This is a genomic window from Bradyrhizobium sp. B120 (assembly GCF_049075665.1).
Lineage (GTDB): Bacteria > Pseudomonadota > Alphaproteobacteria > Rhizobiales > Xanthobacteraceae > Bradyrhizobium.
The window spans coordinates 5168556-5194900 of record NZ_CP185242.1; the positions used below are offsets into that span (position 1 = coordinate 5168556).

The 26345-nt window shown below is 63.8% G+C and carries 38 protein-coding genes; 4 read left to right on the forward strand and 34 right to left on the reverse strand.

The genetic code is table 11. The features are described 5' to 3' along the window. The first annotated feature begins 254 nt into the window (after positions 1 to 254). Positions 255 to 1853 carry an OprO/OprP family phosphate-selective porin gene (locus ACOIX3_RS23845; RefSeq protein ID WP_420964543.1) on the forward strand — a complete coding sequence of 533 codons (1599 nt, stop codon included), beginning with the start codon at positions 255 to 257 and terminating at the stop codon, positions 1851 to 1853. Between the two features lie 72 nt (positions 1854 to 1925). Here the strand turns inward: ACOIX3_RS23845 and ACOIX3_RS23850 are convergent, their stop codons facing one another. Further along, the gene (locus ACOIX3_RS23850) at positions 1926 to 2306 is read right to left on the reverse strand and encodes a winged helix-turn-helix transcriptional regulator (RefSeq protein WP_420964544.1); all 381 of its coding nucleotides are present in this window, start codon (positions 2304 to 2306) and stop codon (positions 1926 to 1928) included. Between the two features lie 118 nt (positions 2307 to 2424). On the opposite strand from ACOIX3_RS23850, the gene ACOIX3_RS23855 reads away from it, so the two are divergent. The 3 genes from ACOIX3_RS23855 (at position 2425) to ACOIX3_RS23865 (ending at position 5931) form a co-directional block, all read left to right on the forward strand. Further along, positions 2425 to 3438: a zinc-binding alcohol dehydrogenase family protein gene (locus tag ACOIX3_RS23855; RefSeq protein ID WP_375775241.1), complete on the forward strand. Its 1014-nt coding sequence runs from the start codon at positions 2425 to 2427 to the stop codon at positions 3436 to 3438. Positions 3439 to 3702: 264 nt separating this feature from the next. Further along, entirely contained in the window at positions 3703 to 4782 is a 1080-nt protein-coding gene (locus tag ACOIX3_RS23860; RefSeq protein WP_420964545.1) for a phosphotransferase, read from the forward strand. 21 nt (positions 4783 to 4803) lie between these two features. Then, a complete protein-coding gene (locus ACOIX3_RS23865; RefSeq protein WP_420964546.1) occupies positions 4804 to 5931 on the forward strand; it encodes a hypothetical protein in 1128 nt (375 codons plus the stop codon). On the opposite strand, the gene ACOIX3_RS23870 is transcribed toward ACOIX3_RS23865, so the two are convergent. From ACOIX3_RS23870 to rpsL, 33 genes are all read right to left on the reverse strand, one after another. Further along, positions 5928 to 6224: a DUF1330 domain-containing protein gene (locus ACOIX3_RS23870; protein WP_420964547.1), complete on the reverse strand. Its 297-nt coding sequence runs from the start codon at positions 6222 to 6224 to the stop codon at positions 5928 to 5930. The genes ACOIX3_RS23865 and ACOIX3_RS23870 overlap by 4 nt on opposite strands. A 9-nt stretch (positions 6225 to 6233) precedes the next feature. Next, positions 6234 to 7028 carry an SDR family NAD(P)-dependent oxidoreductase gene (locus ACOIX3_RS23875; protein ID WP_420964548.1) on the reverse strand — a complete coding sequence of 265 codons (795 nt, stop codon included), beginning with the start codon at positions 7026 to 7028 and terminating at the stop codon, positions 6234 to 6236. Positions 7029 to 7224: 196 nt separating this feature from the next. Beyond that, on the reverse strand, positions 7225 to 7641 hold the full coding sequence (gene rplQ, locus ACOIX3_RS23880) for a 50S ribosomal protein L17 (RefSeq protein WP_342728492.1): 417 nt from the start codon (positions 7639 to 7641) through the stop codon (positions 7225 to 7227). Positions 7642 to 7763: 122 nt separating this feature from the next. Beyond that, positions 7764 to 8795 (reverse strand): DNA-directed RNA polymerase subunit alpha, encoded by a 1032-nt coding sequence (locus ACOIX3_RS23885; protein ID WP_420964549.1) that lies wholly within the window; start codon positions 8793 to 8795, stop codon positions 7764 to 7766. 118 nt (positions 8796 to 8913) lie between these two features. Next, entirely contained in the window at positions 8914 to 9303 is a 390-nt protein-coding gene (gene rpsK, locus ACOIX3_RS23890; protein WP_006021048.1) for a 30S ribosomal protein S11, read from the reverse strand. A 114-nt stretch (positions 9304 to 9417) separates the two neighbouring features. Then, positions 9418 to 9786: a 30S ribosomal protein S13 gene (rpsM, locus tag ACOIX3_RS23895; protein WP_173637151.1), complete on the reverse strand. Its 369-nt coding sequence runs from the start codon at positions 9784 to 9786 to the stop codon at positions 9418 to 9420. Positions 9787 to 9977: 191 nt separating this feature from the next. Then, complete coding sequence (locus tag ACOIX3_RS23900) at positions 9978 to 10883, reverse strand: adenylate kinase (RefSeq protein WP_420964550.1); 906 nt, start codon at positions 10881 to 10883, stop codon at positions 9978 to 9980. Between the two features lie 71 nt (positions 10884 to 10954). Next, entirely contained in the window at positions 10955 to 12289 is a 1335-nt protein-coding gene (gene secY, locus ACOIX3_RS23905) for a preprotein translocase subunit SecY (protein ID WP_021081647.1), read from the reverse strand. A 158-nt stretch (positions 12290 to 12447) separates the two neighbouring features. Next, positions 12448 to 12933 carry a 50S ribosomal protein L15 gene (rplO, locus tag ACOIX3_RS23910; protein WP_092114984.1) on the reverse strand — a complete coding sequence of 162 codons (486 nt, stop codon included), beginning with the start codon at positions 12931 to 12933 and terminating at the stop codon, positions 12448 to 12450. 21 nt (positions 12934 to 12954) lie between these two features. Then, positions 12955 to 13146 carry a 50S ribosomal protein L30 gene (rpmD, locus tag ACOIX3_RS23915; protein ID WP_092114985.1) on the reverse strand — a complete coding sequence of 64 codons (192 nt, stop codon included), beginning with the start codon at positions 13144 to 13146 and terminating at the stop codon, positions 12955 to 12957. A 39-nt stretch (positions 13147 to 13185) separates the two neighbouring features. Beyond that, positions 13186 to 13761, reverse strand: coding sequence for a 30S ribosomal protein S5 (gene rpsE / locus ACOIX3_RS23920; protein ID WP_028349043.1), 576 nt, complete (start codon positions 13759 to 13761; stop codon positions 13186 to 13188). A gap of 58 nt (positions 13762 to 13819) precedes the next feature. Continuing rightward, positions 13820 to 14179, reverse strand: a complete 360-nt coding sequence (gene rplR, locus ACOIX3_RS23925) for a 50S ribosomal protein L18 (RefSeq protein WP_029081760.1) — start codon at positions 14177 to 14179, stop codon at positions 13820 to 13822. 11 nt (positions 14180 to 14190) lie between these two features. Further along, on the reverse strand, positions 14191 to 14724 hold the full coding sequence (gene rplF, locus ACOIX3_RS23930; protein ID WP_092114986.1) for a 50S ribosomal protein L6: 534 nt from the start codon (positions 14722 to 14724) through the stop codon (positions 14191 to 14193). A 14-nt stretch (positions 14725 to 14738) separates the two neighbouring features. Continuing rightward, positions 14739 to 15137 carry a 30S ribosomal protein S8 gene (rpsH, locus tag ACOIX3_RS23935; RefSeq protein WP_029081761.1) on the reverse strand — a complete coding sequence of 133 codons (399 nt, stop codon included), beginning with the start codon at positions 15135 to 15137 and terminating at the stop codon, positions 14739 to 14741. A 15-nt stretch (positions 15138 to 15152) separates the two neighbouring features. After that, entirely contained in the window at positions 15153 to 15458 is a 306-nt protein-coding gene (rpsN, locus tag ACOIX3_RS23940; RefSeq protein WP_029081762.1) for a 30S ribosomal protein S14, read from the reverse strand. A gap of 46 nt (positions 15459 to 15504) precedes the next feature. Further along, positions 15505 to 16062 (reverse strand): 50S ribosomal protein L5, encoded by a 558-nt coding sequence (rplE, locus tag ACOIX3_RS23945; RefSeq protein WP_097675079.1) that lies wholly within the window; start codon positions 16060 to 16062, stop codon positions 15505 to 15507. Next, positions 16055 to 16369: a 50S ribosomal protein L24 gene (rplX, locus tag ACOIX3_RS23950; protein ID WP_050402253.1), complete on the reverse strand. Its 315-nt coding sequence runs from the start codon at positions 16367 to 16369 to the stop codon at positions 16055 to 16057. Before rplX ends, rplE begins: the two co-directional genes overlap by 8 nt. Then, the gene (rplN, locus tag ACOIX3_RS23955) at positions 16369 to 16737 is read right to left on the reverse strand and encodes a 50S ribosomal protein L14 (RefSeq protein ID WP_011473865.1); all 369 of its coding nucleotides are present in this window, start codon (positions 16735 to 16737) and stop codon (positions 16369 to 16371) included. Before rplN ends, rplX begins: the two co-directional genes overlap by 1 nt. 75 nt (positions 16738 to 16812) lie before the next feature. Then, on the reverse strand, positions 16813 to 17061 hold the full coding sequence (rpsQ, locus tag ACOIX3_RS23960; protein ID WP_092114991.1) for a 30S ribosomal protein S17: 249 nt from the start codon (positions 17059 to 17061) through the stop codon (positions 16813 to 16815). Between the two features lie 10 nt (positions 17062 to 17071). Beyond that, positions 17072 to 17278: a 50S ribosomal protein L29 gene (rpmC, locus tag ACOIX3_RS23965; protein WP_212309665.1), complete on the reverse strand. Its 207-nt coding sequence runs from the start codon at positions 17276 to 17278 to the stop codon at positions 17072 to 17074. A 5-nt stretch (positions 17279 to 17283) separates the two neighbouring features. Then, a complete protein-coding gene (rplP, locus tag ACOIX3_RS23970) occupies positions 17284 to 17697 on the reverse strand; it encodes a 50S ribosomal protein L16 (protein WP_016843752.1) in 414 nt (137 codons plus the stop codon). A gap of 30 nt (positions 17698 to 17727) precedes the next feature. Beyond that, a complete protein-coding gene (gene rpsC / locus ACOIX3_RS23975; protein ID WP_018272135.1) occupies positions 17728 to 18429 on the reverse strand; it encodes a 30S ribosomal protein S3 in 702 nt (233 codons plus the stop codon). A 20-nt stretch (positions 18430 to 18449) separates the two neighbouring features. Beyond that, on the reverse strand, positions 18450 to 18836 hold the full coding sequence (rplV, locus tag ACOIX3_RS23980) for a 50S ribosomal protein L22 (RefSeq protein WP_018272136.1): 387 nt from the start codon (positions 18834 to 18836) through the stop codon (positions 18450 to 18452). Between the two features lie 10 nt (positions 18837 to 18846). Next, on the reverse strand, positions 18847 to 19125 hold the full coding sequence (rpsS, locus tag ACOIX3_RS23985; protein WP_018272137.1) for a 30S ribosomal protein S19: 279 nt from the start codon (positions 19123 to 19125) through the stop codon (positions 18847 to 18849). Between the two features lie 12 nt (positions 19126 to 19137). Further along, positions 19138 to 19971: a 50S ribosomal protein L2 gene (gene rplB / locus ACOIX3_RS23990; protein WP_021081655.1), complete on the reverse strand. Its 834-nt coding sequence runs from the start codon at positions 19969 to 19971 to the stop codon at positions 19138 to 19140. A gap of 12 nt (positions 19972 to 19983) precedes the next feature. After that, positions 19984 to 20283, reverse strand: coding sequence for a 50S ribosomal protein L23 (locus ACOIX3_RS23995; RefSeq protein ID WP_092114992.1), 300 nt, complete (start codon positions 20281 to 20283; stop codon positions 19984 to 19986). Next, positions 20280 to 20900 carry a 50S ribosomal protein L4 gene (gene rplD / locus ACOIX3_RS24000; RefSeq protein WP_092114993.1) on the reverse strand — a complete coding sequence of 207 codons (621 nt, stop codon included), beginning with the start codon at positions 20898 to 20900 and terminating at the stop codon, positions 20280 to 20282. The genes ACOIX3_RS23995 and rplD overlap by 4 nt, the downstream gene beginning before the upstream one ends. A gap of 1 nt (position 20901) precedes the next feature. Further along, positions 20902 to 21621 (reverse strand): 50S ribosomal protein L3, encoded by a 720-nt coding sequence (gene rplC, locus ACOIX3_RS24005; protein WP_029081772.1) that lies wholly within the window; start codon positions 21619 to 21621, stop codon positions 20902 to 20904. Positions 21622 to 21675: 54 nt separating this feature from the next. Beyond that, entirely contained in the window at positions 21676 to 21984 is a 309-nt protein-coding gene (gene rpsJ, locus ACOIX3_RS24010; RefSeq protein ID WP_002712302.1) for a 30S ribosomal protein S10, read from the reverse strand. Positions 21985 to 22078: 94 nt separating this feature from the next. Further along, positions 22079 to 23269: an elongation factor Tu gene (gene tuf, locus ACOIX3_RS24015; RefSeq protein ID WP_420964551.1), complete on the reverse strand. Its 1191-nt coding sequence runs from the start codon at positions 23267 to 23269 to the stop codon at positions 22079 to 22081. A gap of 39 nt (positions 23270 to 23308) precedes the next feature. Continuing rightward, positions 23309 to 25381, reverse strand: a complete 2073-nt coding sequence (fusA, locus tag ACOIX3_RS24020; protein WP_212309667.1) for an elongation factor G — start codon at positions 25379 to 25381, stop codon at positions 23309 to 23311. A gap of 30 nt (positions 25382 to 25411) precedes the next feature. Beyond that, entirely contained in the window at positions 25412 to 25882 is a 471-nt protein-coding gene (gene rpsG, locus ACOIX3_RS24025) for a 30S ribosomal protein S7 (protein ID WP_021081660.1), read from the reverse strand. Positions 25883 to 25897: 15 nt separating this feature from the next. Further along, the gene (gene rpsL, locus ACOIX3_RS24030) at positions 25898 to 26269 is read right to left on the reverse strand and encodes a 30S ribosomal protein S12 (RefSeq protein ID WP_028168167.1); all 372 of its coding nucleotides are present in this window, start codon (positions 26267 to 26269) and stop codon (positions 25898 to 25900) included. Between the last annotated feature and the right edge of the window lie 76 nt (positions 26270 to 26345).

A 26345-nucleotide genomic window follows, 5' to 3' on the forward strand; every position in this document is an offset into this window, starting at 1 on the left:
TTCGCCGGGCAATTGAAGGGCGCCCGACCGGATAACTGGCCCCCGCCGGACCGGTGCAAAACCGGCGGCGGCGGCGTTGAAGCGCGCCGCCAAACTCCTATGATGACTGTCATCTCACTGCGCCGCTCCGCTTGTTGCCCGCGGACAACAAGCGGAACTGCGATGCTAGGCGGCGCTGTCGTGTGTCAGTCACGATCAACTCCTAGGACGTTTCAGTGAGTGAGTGGGGAATTCAAACACAACAGGGGTGCACAATGGGTGCGACAAAAGTTGGTGCAATCGCCATAGGGCTGGCAGGGGCGCTCGCCGCCTCGCCGGCCTATTCGCAATCGGCCGGAGGCGGCAGCGACGCGGAGATCGCGCTGCTGAAGCAGCAGCTGAAGATGCTCGAGCAGAAGCTCGACAAGCTGCAGAAGCAGACCAACGCCAATACCGCGACCGCAGCCAGCGCCAACGCCAACGCGAAGGCGGCGGATGCCAAGGCCGCGCGTGTCGCAAGCGCCAACGCCGCGATCCCGGTCAAGGGCCCGGTCGCGCCGTCGGGCGTCGTGGTGACGCTGCCGAACAACCGGCCGACGATCTGCACTGCGGATGAACAGAACTGCGTTGCGATCACGAGCCGCGTGCACTGGGATGTCGGCGGTTACGACTATCGTCCGAACACCGCGAGCACCTCGCCGCAGAAGCTCGACAGCGGCGAGAACCTCCGCCGCGCCCGCATCGGCATCGTCGGCAAGTTCTTCGGCGACTGGAATTACGCGCTGATCTACGACTTCGGCGGCTCGTCCGACGGCTTCGGCGGCGCGGCACCGGGATCGCTGCCGGGCGGCGGCACCTCCGGCGTCGAGAATGCCTATCTGAGCTACACCGGCTTCAAGCCGTTCGGCGGCAAGATGGCGATCGAAGGCGGCATCATGGACATCCCGTGGACGCTGGACGAATCGACCAGCTCCAACGACATCCTGTTCATGGAGCGCGCCTCGGTCGGCATCATCGCACAGAACATCGCAGCCGGTGACTTCCGTTCGGGCGCCGGCACCCGCTGGTGGAACGACCAGCTCTGGGTCGGCGGTTATGTCACGGGACCGACGACAGGCTCAATCCACTCCGCGTCGTCAGTCACACCGGCCGGCACGTCCGAGCAGTATGGCGGCGTCATCCGCGTCGCCGGCAATCCGATCAGTGGCAAGAACTACTCGGTGCATATCGGCGCTGATGCGGAATGGCTGGTCCAGCCGCCGCGCAACCAGCTCACCCAGGCGCAGACGCTCACGCTGAACGACCGGCCCGAGCTGCGCATCGATCCGACGACGCTGATCTCGACCGGTGCGATCGCCAACGTCTCGGGCGCACAGGTCTACGGCGTCGAGGCGGCAGCGACCTACGGCCCGTTCATCGCACAGGGCGAGTACTATTGGTTCAATGTCGACCGCTCTGCGAATACCGGGCTGCCGCCGTTCGGCGCGCCGAGCCTGAAATTCGACGGCGGTTACGCGCAGGTCGGCTACGTGCTGACCGGCGAGAACCACGCCTACAATCCGGCAACGGCCTCCTACGGCGGTATCAAGCCGCACGATCCGGTCTCGCTCGCAGGCGGCGGCTGGGGCGCCTGGGAAATCGCCGGCCGCGTCAGCACGATGAACCTCAACGACCAGGTCGGCCAGGCCGTCGGCATCGCGGGCGGACGGCAGACCGTCTACACGGCCGCGCTGAACTGGTACGTCAACAACAACGTCCGCTTCATGCTGAACTACCTGCACGGCGACATCGCCAGGCAGGCCTCGGCGACCTCGCCTGTGGATGCCGGCTCGAAGTTCGACGCGGTCGCGCTGCGCACGCAGGTTGCGTTCTGACGCGATCTGATCAGTGCCGATAACAAAGGCCGGGAGCGACACGCCGCTCCCGGCCTTCTTCATTGCAAATGGTCAGGCCGCGCGCTTCGACTTCTTCACGACGACGTCCGGCGCCGGCGCGCAGGACAGCCGTTCCTGATGGCCCTCGCCCCAGGCTTTCAAAATATCGATCACCGGACGCAGGCTCTCGCCGAGTTCGGAGAGCGTGTATTCGACCCGCGGCGGCACCTCGGCGTAGACCTTGCGGGTCACGAGGCCGTCGTCCTCGAGCGCACGAAGCTGCTTGGTCAGCATGCGCTGGGTGATGCCGGGCATCCGCCGCCGCAACTCGCCGAAGCGCTGGGTGCCGGCCTGCAGGTGATACAGGATCACGCCCTTCCATTTGCCATCGATCAGGTCGAGCGCCGCCTCGACCGCGCAGCCCGGCCGGCGCGCAAAATTCTTCCGTTTCATCGGTAATTTCCCAATAGTATACAAACAGGGACTAGTTCCCTGATTTTACAGTACTTGCCAAAAGGACGCCAGCGCGACAGGTAAGGCGGCAGGCAATCGCCCACCACGGAGATCAGGCATGAAGGCCGTCGGATACCAAAAATCGCTGCCGATCGAGGCGGCGGATTCGCTCGTCGATTTCGAGATCGCCAAGCCCGAGCCGAAGGGGCGCGACATCAGGGTCGCGGTGAAGGCCATCTCGGCCAACCCGGTCGACTACAAGGTGCGCAAGCGCGCGGCGCCGACCGACGGCAGCTACAAGATCCTCGGCTTTGACGCGGCCGGCGTGGTCGACGCCGTCGGGCCCGACGTCTCGCTCTTCAAGCCTGGCGATGAAGTGTTCTACGCGGGCTCGATCCAGCGCCAGGGCACCAATTCGGAATTTCATCTGGTGGACGAGCGCATCGTCGGCAACAAGCCCGCCTCGCTGTCATTCGCGCAGGCCGCCGCCCTGCCCCTGACCTCGATCACCGCGTGGGAGCTTTTGTTCGACCGGCTCGGCGCGGTGCCGGGCAAGAGCCTCGATCCGCGCACGCTGCTGATCACCGGCGGCGCCGGCGGCGTCGGCTCGATCCTGATCCAGCTTGCGCGCCGCCTCACCGGGCTGACTGTGGTTGCGACCGCGACGCGGCCGGAGTCTCAGAAGTGGTGCCGCGATCTCGGTGCGCATGCGGTGATCGACCACTCGCAGCCGATGAAGGAGCAGATCGAGAGCTTGAGGCTGCCGCCGGTCGGCCTCGTCGCCAGCCTCACCTTCACCGACCAGCACTACAAGTCGATCGCCGACTTCATCGCGCCGCAGGGCAAGTTCGGCCTGATCGACGATCCCGCCGAATTCAACGTCGCCGCGTTCAAGGGCAAGGCGGTGTCGGTGCACTGGGAATCGATGTTCACGCGCTCCTCGTTCCAGACACCCGACATGATCGCGCAGCATCATCTGCTCAACGACGTTGCCGACCTGATCGACAAGGGCGTGCTGCGCACCACGCTCGACCAGACCTTTGGCACCATCAACGCCGCCAACCTCAAGCGCGCCCATGCTTTGCTGGAAAGCGGCAAATCGCGCGGCAAGATCGTGCTGGAGGGTTGGTAGAAATCGCTGCGTAGGGCGGGTTAGCGCAGCGTAACCCACCATCTCTTCCGCTCCGCGAACGGCGGGTTACGCTGACGCTAACCCGCCCTACGCACCGACCAACTCGCGAGATATCCCCACAGGCCGATGCGTGGCTTTTGCCAAAGCCATGACATCGCCTGTATGATTTGCGCAACGATCACCCCGTCCTCAATTCGGCCGCGCGAGACGCAGCCGGAACGGTGGTGACGCCCCAAGGGGATACATGGCGATGGGAGGAAACCGATGAGTTTGCTCACGGCCGATCCGTCGCGGATCGATCCGGAGTGGATGACGCGGGCGCTGCGCGAAGCCGGTGTGATCGACCAGGCCAGGGTCGTCGAACTCGTCTGCAAGCCGGTCGGCAATGGCCTCGTCGGCGACAGCTATCGATTTCATCTGACCTATGACGGCGATGAGCCGAACGCGCCGTCAAGCGTCGTCGGCAAATTCCCGGCCGCAGATCCCGACAGCCGCCGCTCCGGTTCCGCGCACACGCTCTATGTCCGCGAGGTCGCGTTCTATCGCGAGCTGGCGGCCACCGTCGACATTCACACCCCGCGGCCGATCCTCGCCGAGATCGATCCGGCGACCGACGACTTCACGCTGATCCTGGAAGATTTGGCGCTCGCACGCCCGGGCGACCAGCTCGCCGGATGCGCGATCGCGGACTGCCTGACGGCGATGCGGGAGGCCGCCGCACTGCATGCGCCACGGTGGAACGACCCGACGCTCGATGCCGTTCAATGTTTTGTGGTGGCCGCAAGCCGGCGCAGGGATATTCGCGCGGTGCTGCCCGGCATCATCGATCTCTACAAGGAACGCTATCACGGCGTGATCGAGCCGGAATTCCTCGATCTGATCGACCGGCTTCCGGACGCGATCCCGCGCTACCAGTCCGATCGTTCGACGCCGCGAACGCTGCAGCATGCGGACTTCCGGCTCGACAACATGCTGTTCGAGGTGCGCGGCAATACCCGTCCGATGGCGACGCTGGACTGGCAGACGATGACGGTGGGGCCTGGGATCGTCGACGTCGCCTATTTCCTGTCGGCTGGCATCGATCCGTCGGAACGGCGGCTGCATGAAGCCGACCTGGTGCGGTTCTATCATTCGGAACTGATCCGGCGCGGCGTGCGCGACTATGGCTGGGATGACTGCTGGCGGGATTACCGGCGCTACACCCTGCACGGCATCATGATGGGCGTCGTCTCGGCGCTCAGCGTCCAGCGCTCCGAGCGGGGCGACGCGCTGTTCTTGAAAATGACCCGTGGCGCCTGCGCGCAAGCGCTGGACCACGACAGTTTTTCATACTGGCAAGATTGAGGGCTATCGAAAGGGATCGGCGTGCTCAACAAACTGGACGACTTCCCCATCCACCAGACGCCGGAGCCGATCGCGGTTCCCTCGACCAGCGACCGCAATGTCTATGACCGCACCTGGTTCAACGGCTACACCGCGGACGGCGCGTATTATTTCGGCATCGGCATTGCGATCTACCCGCACCGCAAGATCCTCGATTGCGCCTTCAGCGTCGTGGAGCGCGGCGGACGGCAGCATTGCTTCTACGGTTCGCGGCGGGCGCCGCTCGAGCGCACCGAGATGCAGGTCGGCCCCTTCAGGCTCGAGGTCATCGAGCCGATGCTGCGGACCCGCGTCGTGCTCGACGACAATACGACGGGCCTTTCCTGCGATCTGACCTTCTCCGCACGCACGGCTGCGATCCAGGAAGCGCGGCAGACGCTTTGGTCGGGCGACCGCCGCGCGATGGATTCGACCCGGTTCGACCAGTTCGGCCGCTGGAGCGGCGTCGTGCGCCACCCCGACGGCGAGATCAAAGTCGACGATCACACCTGCTACGGCACCAAGGATCGCTCCTGGGGCGTGCGCAATGTCGGCGAACGCGACGTCGGCGGCGCGCCGATGCCGCCGCCGAGCGTGTTCTTCCTCTGGGCCCCGCTGGTCTGGGACGACCATATCTCGCACGCCATCTTCTTCGACGGGACGCAGGGCGAGGCGCTGGTCCGCGAGGGCATCACTGCGCCGCTCTACCGAAGCGAGGCCGAGGTCCCCGGCGTCGTCGACGGGCTCGACCGCCGCATGGCGACCGCGCGGCACCGTGTCAAATACGTCCCGAACACGCGGCTGGCGCAGTCGGCCGAGATCGACCTGGTCGACATCGACGGCCACACCTCGACCATCGCGCTCGATCCGATCCTCAAATTCCAGATGAAGGGCCTCGGCTACGGCCATCCGCAATGGGGCCAGGGCATGTGGAAGGGCGAGCTCGAGATCGGCGGCGAGTCGTTCGATCCCCTCACGCTCGATCCGCTGGCCCGAGAGAATGTGCACGTGCAACAGGTGGTGCGCGCGCGCCAGGGCGACCGGACGGGCATTGGCGTGCTGGAGCAGATATGCTTCGGCCTCTATCGTCCGGCCGGCTTCAGCGAGTTTCTCGACGGGGCCAAAGCCTAGTTCGGCGGCACGCCTTCAACGAAGATCAGCCGGCGGTCCAGCGCGGTCCGCCGATGCCTGAGCGCCTCGGCATATTCCGGCGACGCGTACCACTCGCGCAGCCGCGTCATCGACGGGAATTCGACGACGATGATGTTCTTCGGCGGCGGCCCGCCTTCGACCGCCTCCGCAGCACCGCCGCGCACCAGATAGCGCCCGCCATATTGCGCGATGGCCTTGGCGGCGATCGTGCGATAGGCCTCGAAGCCCGCGGCATCCTTCACGTCGACCTCGGAAATCACATAGGCTGACATGGCCGCACCTCAGGCGATGGTGTTGACGATGCCGCCCTCGGCGCGCAGCGCGGCGCCATTGGTCGCGGAGGCCTGCTTCGAGCAGACATAGACGACAAGGTTGGCGATCTCCTCGGTGCTGGCAAAGCGCTGCAACAGCGAAGTCGGCCGGTGCTGCTTGACGAAGTTGGAGGCCGCCTCCTCGACCGACTGGCCGTTCTGCTGGGCGAGATCCTTGACGAAGGTCTCGACGCCTTCGGACATCGTCGGTCCGGGCAACACGGAGTTGACGGTCACGGCGGTGCCGCGGGTCAGCTGCGCGAGCCCGCGCGCGATCGCAAGCTGCGCGGTCTTGGTCGTGCCGTAGTGGATCATCTCGGTCGGGATGTTGAGGCCGGATTCCGAGGAGATGAAGACGATGCGGCCCCAATTGCGCTTCAGCATGCCCTGCATGTAGCCGCGCGACAGCCGCACGCCCGACATCACGTTGACCTCGAAGAAGCGGCTCCAGTCCTCGTCCGGAATGTCGAAGAAGGGCTTCGGCTCGAAGATGCCGGCATTGTTGACGAGGATGTCGACCTCGGGCAGCGCGGCCAGCAGCGCCTTGCACCCGGCTGATGTGGAGACATCGGCAGCGACGCCGCGGACCTTGGCGCCCGGCACCGCCTTGGCGATCGCGGCGACCGCCGCATCGACCTTGGCCTGGCTGCGGCCGTTGATGACGACCTCGGCGCCGGTCTCGGCCAGCCCCTTTGCGATGGCGTTGCCGATGCCCGCGGTCGAGCCGGTCACCAGCGCGGTCTTTCCGGAAAGGTCGATTTTCATCTGTCATCTCCATTGATGTCGATGGATATCGGGCGCGGCATCATGCACCGCAATCGCATCTCACCGATGCGTGAGGAGGTAGAACACACCTCGTCGTCCCGGCGAAAGCCAGGACGACGACGGGGGATGGAACGGCGCCACCAAACAAAAACGGCGCCCGAGGGCGCCGTTTTCAAAACCTTCGCTCAAAAGCGGCTTACGCCGCCTCGGCTTCCTTGTCCTGGGTCGGACCGGAGTCCTGGCCCTTGGCATCGACGTCGCGGTCGACGAACTCGATCACGGCCATCGCCGCATTGTCGCCGTAGCGAAAGCCGGCCTTGATGATGCGGGTGTAGCCGCCCTGGCGGTCCTTGTAGCGGGTCGCCAGCGTGTCGAACAGCTTCCTGACCTGGTCGAGGTCGCGCAGCTCCGAGATCGCCTGGCGGCGCAGGGCCAGCCCGCCCTTCTTGCCGAGGGTGACGAGCTTCTCGACGATCGGCCGCAGCTCCTTGGCCTTCGGCAGCGTGGTGACGATCTGCTCGTGCTTGATCAGCGCGGCCGCCATGTTGGCGAACATCGCACGCCGATGCTCGGCGGTGCGGTTGAGCTTCCGATGAACCTTGCCGTGACGCATTGTCTATTCCTTACTTTGTAATCTGCCGCGACGGTTCGTCGGACATGTTGCTCAGGTGGGCTGCCTGCGTTCGCCCGTTAGAATCATGGCCGGGAGAGCCCGGCCATGATGATTGAAACGGATCAGTAGTGATCCTCGAAGCGCTTGGCGAGCTCGTCGATGTTCTCCGGCGGCCAGCCCGGCACTTCCATGCCGAGGTGCAGACCCATCTGGGCCAGCACTTCCTTGATCTCGTTCAGCGACTTGCGGCCGAAGTTCGGGGTGCGGAGCATTTCCGCTTCCGACTTCTGCACGAGGTCGCCGATGTAGACGATGTTGTCGTTCTTCAGGCAGTTGGCCGAACGCACCGACAGCTCGAGCTCGTCGACCTTCTTGAGGAACGCCGGGTTGAACGCGAGATCGGGGATGATCTCCTGCGTGACTTCCTTGCGCGGCTCTTCGAAGTTGACGAACACGTTGAGCTGATCCTGCAGGATGCGCGCGGCATAGGCCACCGCGTCCTCCGGCGTGATCGCGCCGTTGGTCTCGATCGTCATGGTCAGCTTGTCGTAGTCGAGGATCTGGCCCTCACGGGTATTCTCGACCTTGTAGGAGACCTTGCGGACCGGCGAGAACAGGCTGTCGACCGGGATCAGGCCGATCGGCGCATCCTCAGGCCGGTTGCGCTCGGCTGCGACATAGCCCTTGCCGGTCGCGACCGTGAATTCCATGCGGATCTCGGCGCCGTCGTCCAGCGTGCAGAGCTGCAGGTCGGGATTGAGTACGGTGACGTCGCCGACAGTCTGGATGTCGCCGGCGGTGACGGCGCCCGGACCCTGCTTCTTCACGACCATGCGCTTCGGGCCTTCGCCCTGCATCTTGATCGAGATGTCCTTGATGTTGAGGACCATGTCGGTGACGTCTTCACGGACACCGGCGATCGAGGAGAACTCGTGCAGCACGCCGTCGATATGCACCGACTGCACCGCCGCGCCCTGCAGCGAGGACAGCAGGATGCGACGCAGCGCGTTGCCGAGCGTCTGGCCGAAGCCGCGCTCGAGCGGTTCGGCGACCACGGTGGCGAACCGGCTCGCGTCCGAGCCCGGCGTCACCTGCAGCTTGTTCGGTCGAATAAGTTCTTGCCAATTTTTCTGGATCGTCACTTGTTCACCCATGGGCCAGTCGTCGGGCCCGTCGAATGGCCGAACCTGGCGTTGGAGATCGCGGAACAGTCCGCGCGGTCAATTCCAAAAACCATCGCAGGGCGGCTAGATGCCGCCCGCGACTTACAGATCAAACGCGCCGACGCTTGCGCGGACGGCAGCCATTGTGCGGGATCGTGGTCACGTCGCGGATCGAGGTGACGGTGAAGCCCGCAGCCTGCAGCGCACGCAGCGCCGACTCACGGCCCGAACCCGGGCCGGCCACTTCGACCTCCAGCGTGCGCATGCCGTGTTCCTGCGCCTTCTTGGAGACGTCTTCGGCCGCGACCTGCGCGGCATAGGGGGTCGACTTGCGCGAGCCCTTGAAGCCCATCGTGCCGGCCGACGACCAGGCGATGGTGTTGCCCTGCGCGTCGGTGATGGTGATGGTCGTGTTGTTGAACGACGAATTCACGTGCGCGATGCCGGAGGCGATGTTCTTGCGTTCGCGGCGGCGTACGCGGGTGGCTTCCTTGCCCATTTCAAACCTTTCCTGTGATCTCAACGCCGCCGTAGTGCCAGCGGCTACACCTCAAAACGCAAATGGCGAGTAGCGAATTTCGATTCGCTACCCCCCACCTGCAATTCGTAAAACTTACTTCTTCTTGCCAGCGATCGCCTTGGCCGGACCCTTGCGCGTGCGCGCATTGGTGTGGGTGCGCTGGCCGCGCACCGGCAGACCACGGCGATGACGCAGGCCGCGATAGCAGCCGAGGTCCATCAGCCGCTTGATGTTGATGCCGACCTCACGACGGAGATCGCCTTCGACCAGATAGTCGCGGTCGATGACTTCGCGGATCTGCAGGACCTCCTGGTCGGTCAACTGGCTGACACGACGGTCCGCCGGGATCTTGACCTTCTCGATGATGTCGGCCGCGTTCTTCTGGCCGATACCATGGATGTACTGAAGCGCGATCAGCACGCGCTTGTTGGTAGGAATGTTGACGCCGGCAATACGGGCCACGGACTTCTCTCCTGTCGCCGATCCATCACGGATGCGGGCTTCTCAAGTTCTTGCTCTCTGCGGGCTTGTGTCCACAAACGCGAACACGACGCCCTTCCCCTCATGTCCTTCGGGGCCCGGCATCGCCATAAAACTATCCAACTTGGATGCGGGGCTTATTAAAGGATTCATGTCGGTTTCGTCAACCGCTCCTAGCGTTTAGCTCGCTTTTTCGTGAGCTTTTTTGCTGCTTTTTTGGCGGCTTTTGCCCCCTTCCGGGCATTCGCGGCACGGGCGGCCTGCTTTGCGGCCTTCTTCACGGTCTTCTTGGCCGGCTGCTTCGCCGTTTTCTTGGCAGTTTTCTTGCCAGCCTTCTTGGCAGCTTTGGCCTTGGAAGCCGGCTTTGAGGCCCCCGTGGCGGCCTTCCGGGCCGGCTTGGCGGCCGTTTTGGCCGACTGCTTCGCGGTCTTCTTGGCCGTCTTGGACGCCTTCGAGGCGCTCTTGGCCTCCTCGTGCTCCTTCGGTTCCAGCGCGCCGAGCGCGGTCAGGATCCGGTTGATCTCGCGGGTGACGTGCTCGATGGTCATCATGCCGTCGACCGTCAGAAGCTTCCGCCGCTCCGAATAATAGTGAATCAGCGGTTCCGTCAGCGAGCGGTACTGCGCCAGGCGCTTGGTCAGCACTTCCGGCGTATCGTCGAGGCGCACTTCCTCGCCGCGCGCGCGGGTTTCCTCGGCACGCTTCTCGACGCGGGCGAGCAGCGCGCTTTCGTTGACGCGCAACTCGACAACGGCGTCGAGCTTGAGGTGCTTTTTCCGGAGCAGCTCGTCGAGAGCCTCCGCTTGCGGCACGGTGCGCGGGAAGCCGTCGAGAATGAAGCCCTTCTTGGCGTCAGGCTCCTCGATTCGGTCGGCGATGATTCCCACCACGACCTCGTCGGGAACCAGGCCGCCATTGGACATGATCTCCTTGGCCTGCAAGCCGACCGGGGTGCCCGCGGCAGCGGCTGCGCGCAGCATCTCGCCGGTCGAGAGCTGAACGATGCCATGCCGGTGCACCAGCCGCTGTGCCTGGGTTCCCTTGCCCGAGCCCGGCGGCCCCAAAAGGATCAATCTCATATCTGTTTCGCCCCCCGGCTAGGTGGGCGACGTCCGCACACCTGTGTTTTGAGTTTGAAGCCGCGCCGCGATCAGCGGCGGCGGCCTCCCCTGAGCTTCGACTTCCTGATCAACCCTTCATACTGATGAGCGAGCAGATAGCCCTGCACCTGCGACACCGTATCCATCGTCACGCTGACGACGATCAGGAGCGAAGTGCCGCCAAAGTAGAACGGGACCGAGGCGTAGGAAATCAGAATTTCAGGAATCAGGCAGACGATCGCGAGATAGATCGCGCCGAGCACCGTGATGCGCGACAGCACGTAGTCGATATATTCGGCGGTGCGCTCACCGGGCCGGATGCCCGGAATGAAGCCGCCATGCTTCTTCAGATTGTCCGCGGTCTCGGTCGGGTTGAACACGATCGCGGTGTAGAAGAAGGCGAAGAACACGATCAGCGCCAGATACATCAGCAGGAACAGCGGCCGGCCATGGCTGAGCTGCGTGGTGAGCCACTGGAACCACTCCGGCCCCTTGCCGGCATTGAAGTTCGCAACCGTGGTCGGCAGCAGCAGCAGCGACGAGGCGAAGATCGGCGGAATCACGCCCGAGGTGTTGAGCTTGAGCGGCAGATGCGAGGACTGGCCCTCGAACATCTTGTTGCCGACCTGGCGCTTCGGATACTGGATCAGCAGCCGGCGCTGCGCACGCTCCATGAACACGATGAAGGCGATCACGGCGACCGCCATCACGATGACGATCAGGATCAGGCCGGTCGACATCGCGCCCTGGCGGCCGAGTTCCAGCATGTTGGCGAGCGCCGACGGCAGCTCGGCGACGATGCCGGACAGGATGATCAGCGAGATACCGTTGCCGATGCCGCGCGAGGTGATCTGCTCGCCGAGCCACATCAGGAACATGGTGCCGCCGGTCAGCGTGATCGCGGTCGAGATCCGGAAGAACATGCCGGGGTCGCTGACGACATTGCCGGCGCCTTCGAGGCCGATCGCGATGCCGTAGGACTGGAACAGCGCCAGGATCACCGTCAGATAGCGGGTGTACTGGTTCAGCGTCTTGCGGCCCGCCTCGCCTTCCTTCTTGAGCGCCTCGAGCTGCGGCGACACGGTGGTCAGCAGCTGGACGATGATCGATGCCGAGATGTACGGCATGATGTTCAGCGCAAAGATCGCCATGCGGTGGATGCCGCCGCCGGCGAACATGTTGAACATGCCGAGAATGCCGCCGGACTGGCTGCGGAACACCTGCTCCCAGATGTTGGGATCGATGCCCGGCAGCGGGATGTAGGTGCCCAGCCGATAAACAAGCAGCGCACCCAGGGTGAACCAGATGCGCTTCTTCAGCTCGTCGGCTTTCGCCAGCTGTCCGAAATTGAGGTTTGCGGCAAGTTGTTCGGCTGCTGAGACCATGTTCGGCTTTCTCCCGGAGCCCGCTCCGCCGACGCCCCCAAGAAACTCGTTCTCTCGGGCCGTCGGCAGACACCGGACATTATCTGGTGCTCGGCCTCGATAAGTCCATCATTCGATCTGCGGATTGCCCGCGCAGGCCGCGGGCAATGACGCAGATGTTACGCCGCCTCGCCTTCGTCCTTGGCGGGGGCCAGGATCTTGACCGAGCCGCCGGCCTTCTCGACCGCAGCAATCGCCGACTTGGAGGCGCCGTGCGCTTCGATGGTCAGCTTGGTCTTGATCTCGCCGCGGCCGAGCAGCCGCAGGCCGTCCTTGGCGCGGCGCAGCACGCCGGCCTTCACCAGCGACTCGACGTTCACCGTTGCGCTCGCATCGACCAGCTTGCTGTCGATCGCTTCCTGCAGACGGTCGAGATTGATCTCGGCGAAGTCGAGCCGGAAGATGTTGTTGAAGCCGCGCTTCGGGAGACGGCGATGCATCGGCATCTGGCCGCCTTCGAAACCCTTGATGCGGACGCCCGAACGCGCGGTCTGGCCCTTGCCGCCGCGGCCCGAGGTCTTGCCCTTGCCGGAACCGATGCCACGGCCGACACGCATGCGCTTCTTGCGCGAGCCGGCGTTGTCGGCGATATCGCTGAGCTTCATCGCCCTTCTCCTTATCTCTGCTTACTCGCCGACGACGCGGACGAGATGCTGGACTTTGCTGATCATGCCGCGAACTTCAGGGGTGTCCTGCAGCTCGGCAACCCGGCCGATCTTGTTGAGCTTGAGGCCGATCAGCGTCGAACGCTGCGAGTGATGGCGGCGGATTGCGCTGCCGATCTGCTCGACCTTGATGGTCTTGCTGGCCTGGGCCATGACAGTAACTCCGAATAGCGCTTCGAGAAGCGCGCGTTGTTATTCCGCCACCACTTCGGCGTCACCGCCGACGCGGCGCGACTGCAGGGTGGAGACCTTGATGTTGCGGCGCGCAGCCACCGAGCGCGGCGAATCCTGATGCTTCAGCGCGTCGAAGGTTGCGCGAACCATGTTGTAGGGATTCGACGAGCCGATCGACTTCGCCACCACGTCCTGGATGCCGAGCGTCTCGAACACCGCGCGCATCGGGCCGCCGGCGATGATGCCGGTACCGGCCGGAGCGGCACGCAGATAGACGCGGCCGGCGCCGTGACGGCCGGCGATGTCGTGATGCAGCGTGCGGCCTTCGCGCAGCGCGACCCGCGTCAGGTTGCGCTTCGCCGATTCGGTCGCCTTGCGGATCGCTTCCGGAACTTCGCGCGCCTTGCCGTGGCCGAAACCGACCCGGCCCTTCTGATCGCCGATCACGACCAGTGCCGCAAAGCCGAAGCGCTTGCCGCCCTTGACGACCTTCGCCACGCGATTGATGTGGACGAGCTTGTCGACGAACTCGCTGTCGCGCTCTTCGCGATCCCTGCTCCGTTCGCGTCCGCCGCGTTCGCGTTCACCTGCCATGGTGTTTTCCAATCTCTAGGAGGCCTGACGCCTCTATCCTGGTAATCGTTCGTAAAGTTTAGAAGCTCAACCCGCCTTCGCGCGCCGCATCCGCGAGCGCCTTGACGCGCCCGTGATAGATGTAGGCGCCGCGATCGAACACGACTTCCTTGACACCCTTCTGCGCCGCGCGTTCCGCCAGCAGCTTGCCGACGGCCTTCGCCGCATCGATGTCGGCGCCGGTCTTGCCGGCGTCGCGCAGGTTCTTCTCCAGCGACGAGGCGGACGCGAGCGTCTCGCCCTTCTGGTCGTCGATGACCTGGGCGTAGATGTGCTTGGACGAGCGGAACACCGACAGCCGCGGACGGCCGCCAGCCGAGCGGCGAAGCGCAAGGCGGACGCGCTGCTTGCGCCGGGCATTCGTAACCTTGAGTGACATGACCGGCTCCGTTACTTCTTCTTGCCTTCCTTGCGGAAGATGAATTCGTTGGCGTACTTCACGCCCTTGCCCTTGTAGGGCTCCGGCGGACGGTAGGCGCGGATCTCGGCGGCGACCTGGCCGACGCGCTGCGGATCGTTGCCCGTGATCGTGATCTCGGTCGGCTTCGGCACCGCGATGGTGATGCCTTCCGGGATCGCGTAGACCACGTCATGGCTGTAGCCGAGCGCGAGCTGCAGGTTCTTGCCCTGCATCGCGGCGCGGTAGCCGACGCCGGTGATCTCGAGCTTCTTCTCGAAGCCCTTGGTGACGCCCTCGACGAGGTTGGCGACCTGCGCGCGCGCGGTGCCGTACATCGCCTGCGCGCGGTTGGTCTTGACGCGCGGAGCGACCTTGACCTGGCCGTTCTCGAACTTCACCTCGACGTCGTCATGCACGACGAACTGAAGCTGGCCCTTCGGCCCCTTCACCTTCACCGTCTGGCCCTCGACGCTTGCCGTCACACCCGACGGGATCGCCACCGGCCTTTTGCCGATACGTGACATCGTAAAATCCTTCCTCAGAACACCGTGAAGAGAACTTCGCCGCCCACGTTGGCGTCGCGCGCCTCGTGGTCAGCCATGATTCCCTTCGGCGTCGACAACACCGAAATGCCGAGACCGTTGTTCACGCGCGGCAGGTTCTTCACCGAGGCGTAAACGCGGCGGCCCGGCTTCGACACCCGCTCGATCTCGCGGATGACGGGCTCGCCGTCGAAATACTTCAGCTCGATCTCGAGCTCGCTGCGGCCCGACGCATGCTCGACGCTGGCGTAGCCACGGATGTAACCCTCGGACTTCAGCACCTCGAGCACGTTGGCGCGCATCTTCGAGCCCGGGGTCGAAACCTTGGACTTCGAACGCATCTGCGCGTTGCGGATGCGGGTGATGAGATCGCTGATCGGATCGTGCGTAGACATTGTTCCGACCCTCCCTTACCAGCTCGACTTCACGAGCCCGGGAACCAGGCCCTTGGAGCCGAGTTCACGCAGCGCGATGCGCGAGAGCTTGTTCTTGCGATAGTTCGAGCGCGGACGCCCGGTCAGCTCGCAACGGTTGCGGATGCGCGTCGGCGACGAGTTGCGCGGCATCTCGGCCAGCTTCAGCGTCGCCGCGAAGCGCTCTTCCATCGGCTTGGTCTTGTCGGCGATGATCGCCTTCAGCTTCTCACGCTGCGGAGCGGCGTTCTTCGCCATCCGCTTGCGCCGGTTGTTCTTCTCGATCGAACTCTTCTTTGCCATGCTTGGCTCCTGGGTATCCGCGTTTGAGTGGCTTTGCCTCAGCTACTCACTGCCGGAACGGGAAATTGAAAGCGGTCAACAAGGCGCGCGCCTCGTCGTCGGTCTTGGCGGTGGTGCACACCGTGATGTCCATGCCACGCGCTTCCGAGACCTTGTCGAAGTCGATCTCGGGGAAAATGATGTGCTCCTTGATGCCGAGCGAATAGTTGCCACGGCCGTCGAAGCTCTTCGGGTTCAGGCCGCGGAAGTCGCGGACGCGGGGCAGCGCCACGTTCACCAGGCGGTCGATGAACTCATACATATGGGCCTTGCGCAGCGTGACCTTGCAGCCGATCGGCTGGTTCTCGCGCAGCTTGAAGGTCGCGATCGCGATCCGCGAATAGGTCACGATCGCCTTCTGGCCGGCGATCTGGCTCAGCTCGGCAGCGGCGGTCTCGGCCTTCTTGCGGTCGTTGACGGAATCGCCAACGCCCATGTTGAGCACGACCTTGTCGAGGCGCGGCACCTGCATCACGTTGGCATAACCGAACTTCTCGGTCATCATGCCGCGGATCTTCTTGTCATACTCCGCGCGCAGGCGCGGCGTGTAAGCTGTCTCAGCCATCGATCTCTGCTCCCGAGCTCTTGGCAACACGAACCTTCTTGCCATCGGCCTGAATCTTGAACCCAATGCGGGTCGGCTTTCCGTCCTTGCCGACATACGCAATGTTGGACAGGTCGATCGGCATCTCCTTGGAGATGATGCCGCCTTCCTGGGTCTGGCTCTGCTTCTGGTGACGCTTCACCATGTTGATGCCGCGAACGAGAGCCTTGTTCTCGTCCGGACGCACCTCGAACACCTCGCCGGTGCGACCCTTGTCGCGGCCGGTGAGCACCATCACCTTGTCGCCCTTGCGGATCTTGGCAGCCATCACAGCACCTCCGGCGCAAGCGAAATGATCTTCATGTGGTTCTTGGCGCGCAGCTCGCGCGGCACCGGCCCGAAGATACGGGTGCCGACCGGCTCGGACTGATTGTTGATCAGCACGGCGGCGTTCCGGTCGAAACGGATGACCGAACCGTCGGCGCGGCGGATGTCCTTGCGGACCCGGACCACGACGGCCTTCATCACGTCGCCCTTCTTCACCTTGCCACGCGGAATGGCTTCCTTGATCGACACAACGATAACGTCGCCCACGGTGGCATAGCGGCGCTTGGAACCTCCAAGAACCTTGATGCACATGACACGGCGTGCGCCTGAATTATCGGCCACGTCGAGGTTGGTCTGCATCTGAATCATTGATGCACCTCGTCCTCTTTCTGCGCTTTAGCGCGCCCAAAATTTCCCTGAATGTCTTCGGCCAGGCCGAAGTAATCAGGCCGTTTTCTTGTGTTCGCCCCGGACCACGGTCCAGCGCTTCAGCTTCGAGATCGGCTTCGATTCCTCGATCCAGACCATGTCGCCCGGCTTGAACTGATTGTCCTCGTCGTGCGCGTGGTAGTTCTTGGAACGGCGGATCGTCTTCTTGTAGATCGGGTGGGTGAAGCGGCGATCGACGCGCACCACCACGGTCTTGGCTTGCTTGTCGCTCACGACCACGCCCTGCAGAGTACGTTTCGGCATAGCTGGCCCCTTACTTCTTCTTCGCGCGTAGCTGCGCGGCGATGGTCTTGATACGAGCGATATCGCGGCGGGCTTCCCGCATCCGCGACGTGTTCTCCAGCTGCCCGGTGGCGCGCTGGAAACGCAGGTTGAAGCGTTCCTTCTTCAGGTTAAGGACCGCGTCGTCCCGCTGGTCGTCGCTCATCGCGCGAATGTCTTCAACTTTCATCTCGGCCATGGCGATTACTCCGCAATGCGCGCAACGAAGCGCGTCTTGATCGGCAGCTTGGCGGCGGCGAGCGACAGCGCCTCCTTGGCGGTCTGCACCGGCACGCCGTCGATTTCGAACATCACGCGGCCCGGCTTGATCCGGACCACCCACAATTCCGGCGCGCCCTTGCCGGAGCCCATGCGGACTTCGGCGGGCTTCTTCGACACCGGCACGTCCGGGAACACCCGGATCCAGACGCGGCCGGCGCGCTTCATGTGACGGGTCAGCGCGCGGCGGGCGGCTTCGATCTGACGGGCGGTGACGCGCTCAGGCTCCATCGCCTTCAGGCCGAACTGGCCGAACGCCAACGTCGCGCCAGAGGTCGCAACGCCGTGGATACGGCCCTTATGCGCCTTCCGGAACTTCGTCTTCTTAGGTTGCATCATGGCTTTAAGCCCTCAAATTCCTGCTTTGCCTCAAGCGGCGTCGCGGCGCGAACGCGGCGTGTTGTCGCCCTCGGCCATCTTCTTGTCCTGGGCCATCGGATCGTGCTCGAGGATCTCGCCCTTGAAGATCCAGACCTTGACGCCGCAGGTGCCGAAGGTCGTGAACGCGGTGGCAACGCCGTAGTCGACGTCGGCGCGCAGCGTGTGCAGCGGCACGCGACCTTCGCGATACCACTCCATGCGCGCGATTTCGGCGCCGCCGAGACGGCCCGAGCAATTGATGCGGATGCCCTCGGCGCCGAGACGCATCGCCGACTGCACGGCGCGCTTCATGGCGCGGCGGAACGCAACGCGGCGCTCGAGCTGCTGGGCGATCGATTCAGCGACCAGGGTCGCGTCGAGCTCCGGCTTGCGGATTTCGACGATGTTGATCACGACGTCCGACGAGGTGATGTCGGCAACCTTCTTGCGCAGCTTGTCGATGTCGGCGCCCTTCTTGCCGATCACGACGCCCGGACGGGCCGAGTGGATCGTCACGCGGCACTTCTTGTGCGGGCGCTCGATCACGATGCGGGCGACAGCCGCCTGCTTGAGCTCCTTGTGCAGGATCTCGCGGATCTTGACGTCCTCGTGCAGGAGCTTGCCGTATTCCTGCTTGCCGGCGAACCAACGGGAGTCCCAGGTCCGGTTGATGCCGAGACGCAGCCCGATTGGATTGATCTTTTGACCCATCGTCTTCTCCTGCGCCCTTCTTAGGCGCTTGCCTCGGCCTCGACCTGACGAACCACGATGGTCAGGTGCGAGAACGGTTTGAACACACGGCCCGAACGGCCACGGCCGCGCGGAGCAAAACGCTTCATCACGATGCCATTGCCGACATGCGCCTCGGCAACGACGAGATCGTCGACATCGAGGTCATGGTTGTTCTCGGCGTTCGCGATCGCCGATTCCAGGCACTTCTTGACGTCGACCGCGATCCGCTTGCGCGAGAACTGCAGGTCGGCGAGCGCAGCCGAAGCCTTGCGGCCGCGGATCAGCTGCGCCACCAGGTTGAGCTTCTGCGGGCTGACGCGCAGCATGCGGGCGACGGCCTTGGCCTCATTGTCCGCGAGGCTACGTTCGCGCTTTGGTTTGCTCATCGTCTATTCCTCAAGCCTTCTTGGCTTTCTTGTCGCCCGAGTGGCCGTGGAAGGTCCGGGTCGGCGAGAACTCGCCGAACTTGTGACCCACCATTTCCTCGTTGATCGCCACCGGCACATGCTTCTGGCCGTTGTAGACACCGAAGGTCAGGCCGACGAACTGCGGCAGGATGGTGGAGCGACGGCTCCAGATCTTGATGACGTCGTGACGGCCAGACGCGCGCGCGGCATCTGCCTTCTTGAGCAGAGAACCCTCGACGAACGGGCCTTTCCAGACTGAACGAACCATGTCCGGCGTTCCTTACTTCTTCCGCTTGTGGCGGCTGAGGAGAATGAATTTGTTGGTCGACTTGTTGGTGCGGGTCTTCTTGCCCTTGGTCGGCTTGCCCCACGGAGTAACCGGGTGGCGACCGCCCGAGGTACGACCTTCACCACCGCCGTGCGGGTGATCGATCGGGTTCATGACGACGCCGCGGTTATGCGGGCGCCAGCCGAGCCAGCGGGTACGACCGGCCTTGCCGATCGAGATGTTCATGTGATCCGGGTTCGAGACCGCGCCGATCGTGCCGCGGCAACGGCCGTGCACGAGACGCTGCTCGCCCGAGTTCAGGCGGACGATGACGTAGTCCTGGTCGCGGCCGACGATCTGGGCATAGGTACCGGCGGAGCGAGCCAGCTGGCCGCCCTTGCCGATCTTCAGCTCGATGTTGTGCACGATCGTGCCGACCGGCATGTTGCCGAGCGGCATGACGTTGCCCGGCTTCACGTCGACATAGTTGCCGGCGACGACGGTGTCGCCCGCCGCCAGACGCTGCGGCGCCAGGATGTAGGCCAGCTCGCCGTCCTGATACTTGATCAGCGCGATGAACGCGGTGCGGTTCGGATCGTACTCCAGCCGCTCCACGACCGCCGGCATGTCCACCTTGTCGCGGCGGAAGTCGACGGTGCGGTAGGCCTTCTTGTGGCCGCCGCCGCGGAAACGCACGGTGATGCGACCGGTGTTGTTGCGACCGCCATTGCCGAGCTTGCCCTCGGTCAGGGTCTTCACCGGCTTGCCCTTGTAGAGCGCCGAACGATCGACCATGACCAGCTGGCGCTGGCCCGGCGTCGTGGGATTGTAGGTTTTCAATGCCATCGTCGTTGCGCCTTATAGTCCGGTAGTCACGTCGATGCGGTGGCCCTCTTCAAGGGTCACGATCGCGCGCTTGGAGTCCGACTGCGAACCGAGATTGCCGCGGAACACCTTGGTCTTGCCCTTGCGAACGAGAGTGTTGACGCTCTTCACCTTGACGTCGAACAGCTTCTCGACCGCTTCCTTGATCTGCGGCTTGGTCGCCTTGCCGGCGACCTTGAACATCACCTTGTTGTGCTCGGAGGCGAGCGTCGCCTTTTCCGTCACGACCGGCGAGATGATGACGTCGTAGTGGCGCGGATCGATGTTCTTCATTTGAAGCGCGCCTCCAGCGCATCAACCGCAGCCTTGGTCAGCACCAGCTTGTGGCGGCGGAGAATGTCGTAGACGTTGATGCCCTGGATCGGCAGCACGTCGATGTTCGGGATGTTGCGGGCCGCGGTCGCGAAACCGTTGTTGAGCTCCGCACCGTCGATGATCAGCGCATTGGTCAGGCCGAGGCCCGAGAAGTGACCGAGCAGCGCCTTGGTCTTGGCGGCCTCGAGCTGCGCATTGTCGATCACGATCAGCCCGCCGTCCTTGGCCTTGGCCGACAGCGCATGCTTCAGCGCGAGCGCACGCACCTTCTTCGGCAGGTCGGTCGCATGGGAGCGAACCACCGGACCGAATGCACGGCCACCGCCGCGGAACTGCGGCACGCGGGCCGAGCCGTGACGGGCGCCGCCGGTGCCCTTCTGCTTGTACATCTTCTTGCCAGTGCGCCAGACGTCGGCGCGGCCCTGGGCCTTATGCGTGCCGGCCTGGCGCTTGTTGAGCTGCCACTGCACGCAACGCTGGATGATGTCCTTGCGCGGCTCGAGACCAAAGATCTCGTCCGACAGCTGAACCGAACCGGCGTCCTTGCCTTCAAGGGTGGTGACTTTTAGTTCCATCTCACACGCCCTCCTTCTCGGCTACAGCCTCGGCAGCTTCACCGCCGGCGACCTTGAACTTGCCGGGCTTCGGGGCTTCCTTCGGCAGCGGCTTCTTGACCGCGTCGCGCACCGAGATCCAGCCGCCCTTGGAGCCGGGAACGGCGCCTTCGACGAGGATCAGGCCGCGCTCGACGTCGGTCGAAACCACTCGCAGATTGAGCGTGGTGATGCGGTCGACGCCCATGTGACCGGGCATCTTCTTGTTCTTGAAGGTCTTGCCGGGGTCCTGACGGCCACCGGTCGAACCGATCGAACGATGCGAGACCGACACGCCGTGGGTGGCGCGCAGACCGCCGAAATTCCAGCGCTTCATGCCGCCGGCGAAGCCCTTACCGATCGAGGTGCCGGTCACGTCGACAAACTGGCCGACCACGAAATGGTCCGCCTGGATTTCCGCGCCGACCGGGATCAGCGCGTCCTCGGACACGCGGAACTCGGCGACCTTGCGCTTCGGCTCGACCTTGGCGACCGCGAACTGGCCGCGTTCGGCCTTCGGCATGTACACCGTCTTGCGGGCGCCCGAGCCGAGCTGAAGAGCGACATAGCCGTTCTTCTCGGTCGTGCGGTGGCCCAGCACCTGGCAGTTGCCCAACTTCAGCACGGTCACAGGGATATGCTCGCCGGTCTCCGTAAAGACCCGCGTCATCCCGACCTTTTGTGCGATCACTCCGGAGCGCATCGGCGTGCTTCCTGTCTTTCTGTCCGCAAGCGGCGGACGTAAAAATCCAAAACCTTAGAGCTTGATCTCGACGTCGACACCGGCGGCCAGGTCGAGCTTCATCAGCGCATCGACGGTCTGCGGGGTCGGGTCGACAATGTCGAGGAGGCGCTTGTGAGTGCGCATCTCGAATTGCTCGCGGCTCTTCTTGTCAACGTGCGGCGAACGGTTGACGGTGAACTTCTCGATGCGGGTCGGCAGCGGAATCGGTCCGCGAACCTGCGCACCGGTGCGCTTCGCCGTGTTCACGATCTCACGGGTCGACGTATCGAGGATTCGATGGTCGAACGCCTTGAGACGGATGCGAATGTTTTGGCCGTTCATTGCCGTATCTCTTTCTTCGTCGCTCAATTAGCGAATAGCGAGTGGTGAGCGGCGGGTGGGCGAACCCACCCGCTGCAAACTGACTGATCCACCCTTACTCGATGATGGCGGCGACGACGCCGGCGCCGACGGTGCGGCCGCCTTCGCGGATCGCGAAGCGCAGCTTCTCTTCCATCGCGATCGGCACGATCAGGTGCACTTCCATCGCGATGTTGTCGCCCGGCATCACCATCTCGGTGCCTTCGGGCAGGTGCACAACGCCGGTCACGTCGGTGGTGCGGAAGTAGAACTGCGGACGGTAGTTGGTGAAGAACGGGGTGTGACGACCGCCCTCTTCCTTGGTCAGGATGTAAGCCTCAGCCTTGAACTTGGTGTGCGGCTTGACCGAACCGGGCTTGCACAGCACCTGGCCACGCTCGACTTCCTCGCGCTTGGTGCCGCGGAGCAGCGCACCGATGTTGTCGCCGGCCTGGCCCTGATCGAGCAGCTTGCGGAACATTTCGACGCCGGTGACGATGGTCTTCTGGGTGTCGCGGATACCGACGATCTCGATTTCCTCGCCGACCTTGATGATGCCGCGCTCGACACGGCCGGTGACGACGGTGCCGCGGCCCGAGATCGAGAACACGTCTTCAACCGGCATCAGGAACGGCTGGTCGATCGGACGCTCCGGCTGCGGGATGTACTCGTCGACATTCTTCATCAGCTCGAGGATGGCGTCGTGGCCGAGCTTCTTGTCCTTGTCTTCGAGGGCGGCGAGCGCCGAGCCCTTGATGATCGGGATCTTGTCGCCCGGGAATTCGTACTTCGAGAGCAGCTCGCGGACTTCGAGCTCGACGAGCTCGAGCAGCTCCGGATCGTCGACCATGTCGCACTTGTTCAGGAACACGACGAGCGCGGGCACGCCGACCTGGCGGGCGAGCAGGATGTGCTCGCGGGTCTGCGGCATCGGGCCGTCAGCAGCCGACACGACCAGGATCGCGCCGTCCATCTGGGCAGCGCCGGTGATCATGTTCTTCACGTAGTCGGCGTGGCCGGGGCAGTCGACGTGAGCGTAGTGGCGGTTGGTCGTCTCGTACTCGACGTGAGCGGTCGAGATCGTGATGCCGCGCGCCTTCTCTTCCGGCGCCTTGTCGATCTGGTCGTAGGCGGTGAACGTCGCGCCGCCGGTTTCTGCGAGCACCTTGGTGATCGCTGCGGTCAGCGAGGTCTTGCCATGGTCGACGTGACCGATGGTGCCGATGTTGCAGTGGGGCTTGTTACGTTCGAATTTAGCTTTGGCCATTTGACTCTCCGTTCAATCGTTGACTGCCATCAACGACAATCAGGCAAACTTCTTCTGGACTTCAGCCGACACGTTCGCCGGAGCTTCGGCGTAGTGATCGAACTGCATGGTGAAGGTCGCGCGCCCCTGGCTCATCGAGCGCAGGTTGTTCACGTAACCGAACATGTTCATGAGCGGCACCATCGCATTGATGACGTTGGCGTTGCCGCGCATGTCTTGACCCTGGATCTGGCCGCGCCGGGAATTCAGGTCGCCGATGACCGAACCGGTGTAGTCTTCCGGGGTCACCACCTCGACCTTCATGATCGGCTCGAGCAGAACGGACTTGCCCTTCGTCAGCGCCTCGCGGAACGCAGCCCGCGATGCGATTTCGAACGCCAGCGCCGACGAGTCGACGTCGTGATACTTGCCGTCGACCAGCTGCACCTTGACGTCCACCACCGGGAAGCCGGCGACGACGCCGGAGCCCATCACGCTGTTGAGGCCCTTTTCGACGCCGGGGATGTATTCCTTCGGCACCGCACCGCCGACGATCTTCGATTCGAACTCATAGCCCTTGCCGGGCTCGTTCGGCTCGACGACGATCGACACTTCGGCGAACTGACCGGTACCGCCGGTCTGCTTCTTGTGCGTGTACTTGACTTCGGCCTTCTTGGTCACGCGCTCGCGGAACGCCACCTGCGGCGCGCCGATGTTGGCATCGACCTTGTAGGTGCGCTTGAGAATGTCGACCTTGATGTCGAGATGCAGTTCGCCCATGCCCTTGAGAATGGTCTGGCCGGACTCCTGGTCGGTCGACACGCGGAACGACGGATCTTCCGCAGCGAGCTTGGCAAGCGCCACGCCCAGCTTTTCCTGGTCGGCCTTCGACTTCGGCTCGATCGCGATCTCGATCACCGGCTCCGGGAATTCCATCTTCTCGAGGATGACCGGCTTGTCGGGATCGCACAGCGTGTCACCGGTGCGTGCTTCCTTCAGGCCAGCCAGCGCGACGATGTCGCCGGCATAGGCTTCCTTGATGTCTTCGCGGTTGTTCGCATGCATCAGCAGCATGCGGCCGATACGCTCTTTCTTCTCGCGGGTCGAGTTCACCACGCCGGTGCCCGACTGCAGCACGCCGGAATAGATGCGGCAGAACGTGATGGTGCCGACGAAGGGGTCGTCCATGATCTTGAACGCGAGCAGAGCCAACGGCTCCTTGTCGTCCGCATGGCGCACGACTTCGTTGCCGTCATCGTCGATGCCCTTGATCGCGGGCACGTCGACCGGCGACGGCAGATAGTCGACGACCGCGTCGAGCAGCGGCTGAACGCCCTTGTTCTTGAACGCGGAGCCGCACAGCACCGGATAGAACGCACCGGTCAGCACGGCCTTGCGGATCAGACGCTTCAGGGTCGCCTCGTCCGGCTCCTTGCCGTCGAGGAAGGCAGCCAGGGCATCGTCGTCGAGCTCGACGGCGGCTTCCACCATCTTCTCGCGATATTCCTTGGCCTGCTCGACCATGTCTTCCGGGATATCGACATAGTCGAACTTGGCGCCGAGGGATTCATCGTTCCAGACGATGCCCTTCATGACGACCAGGTCGACGAGACCCTTGAAGTTGTTCTCGGCACCGATCGGCAGCTGGATCGCGATCGGCTTGGCGCCGAGGCGGTCGACGATGTCGGACAGGCACTTGAAGAAGTCGGCACCGGTCTTGTCCATCTTGTTGGCGAAGACGATGCGCGGAACCTTGTACTTGTCGCCCTGGCGCCAGACGGTCTCGGTCTGCGGCTCGACGCCCTGGTTGGAGTCGAGAACGCAAACGGCGCCGTCGAGCACGCGCAGCGAACGCTCGACTTCAATGGTGAAGTCGACGTGGCCGGGGGTGTCGATGATGTTCAGGCGCTTGCCGTTCCAAAACGCGGTGGTAGCAGCCGAAGTGATCGTGATGCCACGCTCCTGCTCCTGCTCCATCCAGTCCATCGTCGCGGCACCTTCGTGCACTTCGCCGATCTTGTGGCTCTTGCCGGTGTAATACAGGATGCGCTCGGTGGTCGTGGTCTTGCCGGCATCGATATGCGCCATGATACCGAAGTTGCGGTAGTTCTCTATGGCATGAACGCGAGGCATAGGCTGTTCCTTAAATTCCGTGTTTCGCCGTTACCAGCGATAGTGCGAGAAGGCGCGGTTGGCTTCCGCCATCCGGTGCACGTCTTCACGCTTCTTGACGGCGTTGCCGCGATTGTTCGAGGCGTCGAGCAGCTCCGCCGACAGACGCTCCGTCATGGTCTTCTCGTTGCGCTCACGGGCGGCCGAGATCAGCCAGCGGATGCCGAGCGCCTGACGGCGCACCGAGCGGACTTCCACCGGCACCTGGTAGGTCGCGCCGCCGACGCGGCGGGAACGGACCTCGATGGTCGGCATCACGTTCTCGAGCGCCTGCTCGAACACGCCGAGCGGCGGCTGCTTGGTCTTGGCCTCGATCATGCCGAGCGCACCGTAGACGATGTTTTCGGCGACCGACTTCTTCCCGGCGTACATCACCGAGTTCATGAACTTCGTAATGATGATGTTCCCGAACTTCGGATCCGGAAGAACTTCACGCTTCTCAGCAGAATGGCGACGCGACATCTGATCGTTTCCCGCTTACTTCGGACGCTTTGCGCCGTACTTCGAACGACGCTGCTTACGGTTCTTGACGCCCTGGGTATCCAGCACGCCACGGAGGATGTGGTAGCGCACGCCGGGCAAGTCCTTGACGCGGCCGCCGCGGATCATGACCACCGAGTGCTCCTGCAGGTTATGGCCTTCACCCGGGATGTAGCCGATCACCTCGAAGCCGTTGGTCAGGCGCACCTTGGCGACCTTACGAAGCGCCGAGTTCGGCTTCTTCGGGGTCGTGGTGTAGACGCGCGTGCACACGCCGCGCTTCTGCGGCGACTGCTGCAGCGCCGGCACCTTCTTGCGCGACTTCTGCACTTCACGTGGTTTTGCGATCAGCTGGTTGATCGTCGGCATGCAGCCTTCACCCTTTAGTTCGCGCGGAAACCTTGAATGGCTCCGCAAATTTCTTCTCAGGACTAGCCGTCCCGTA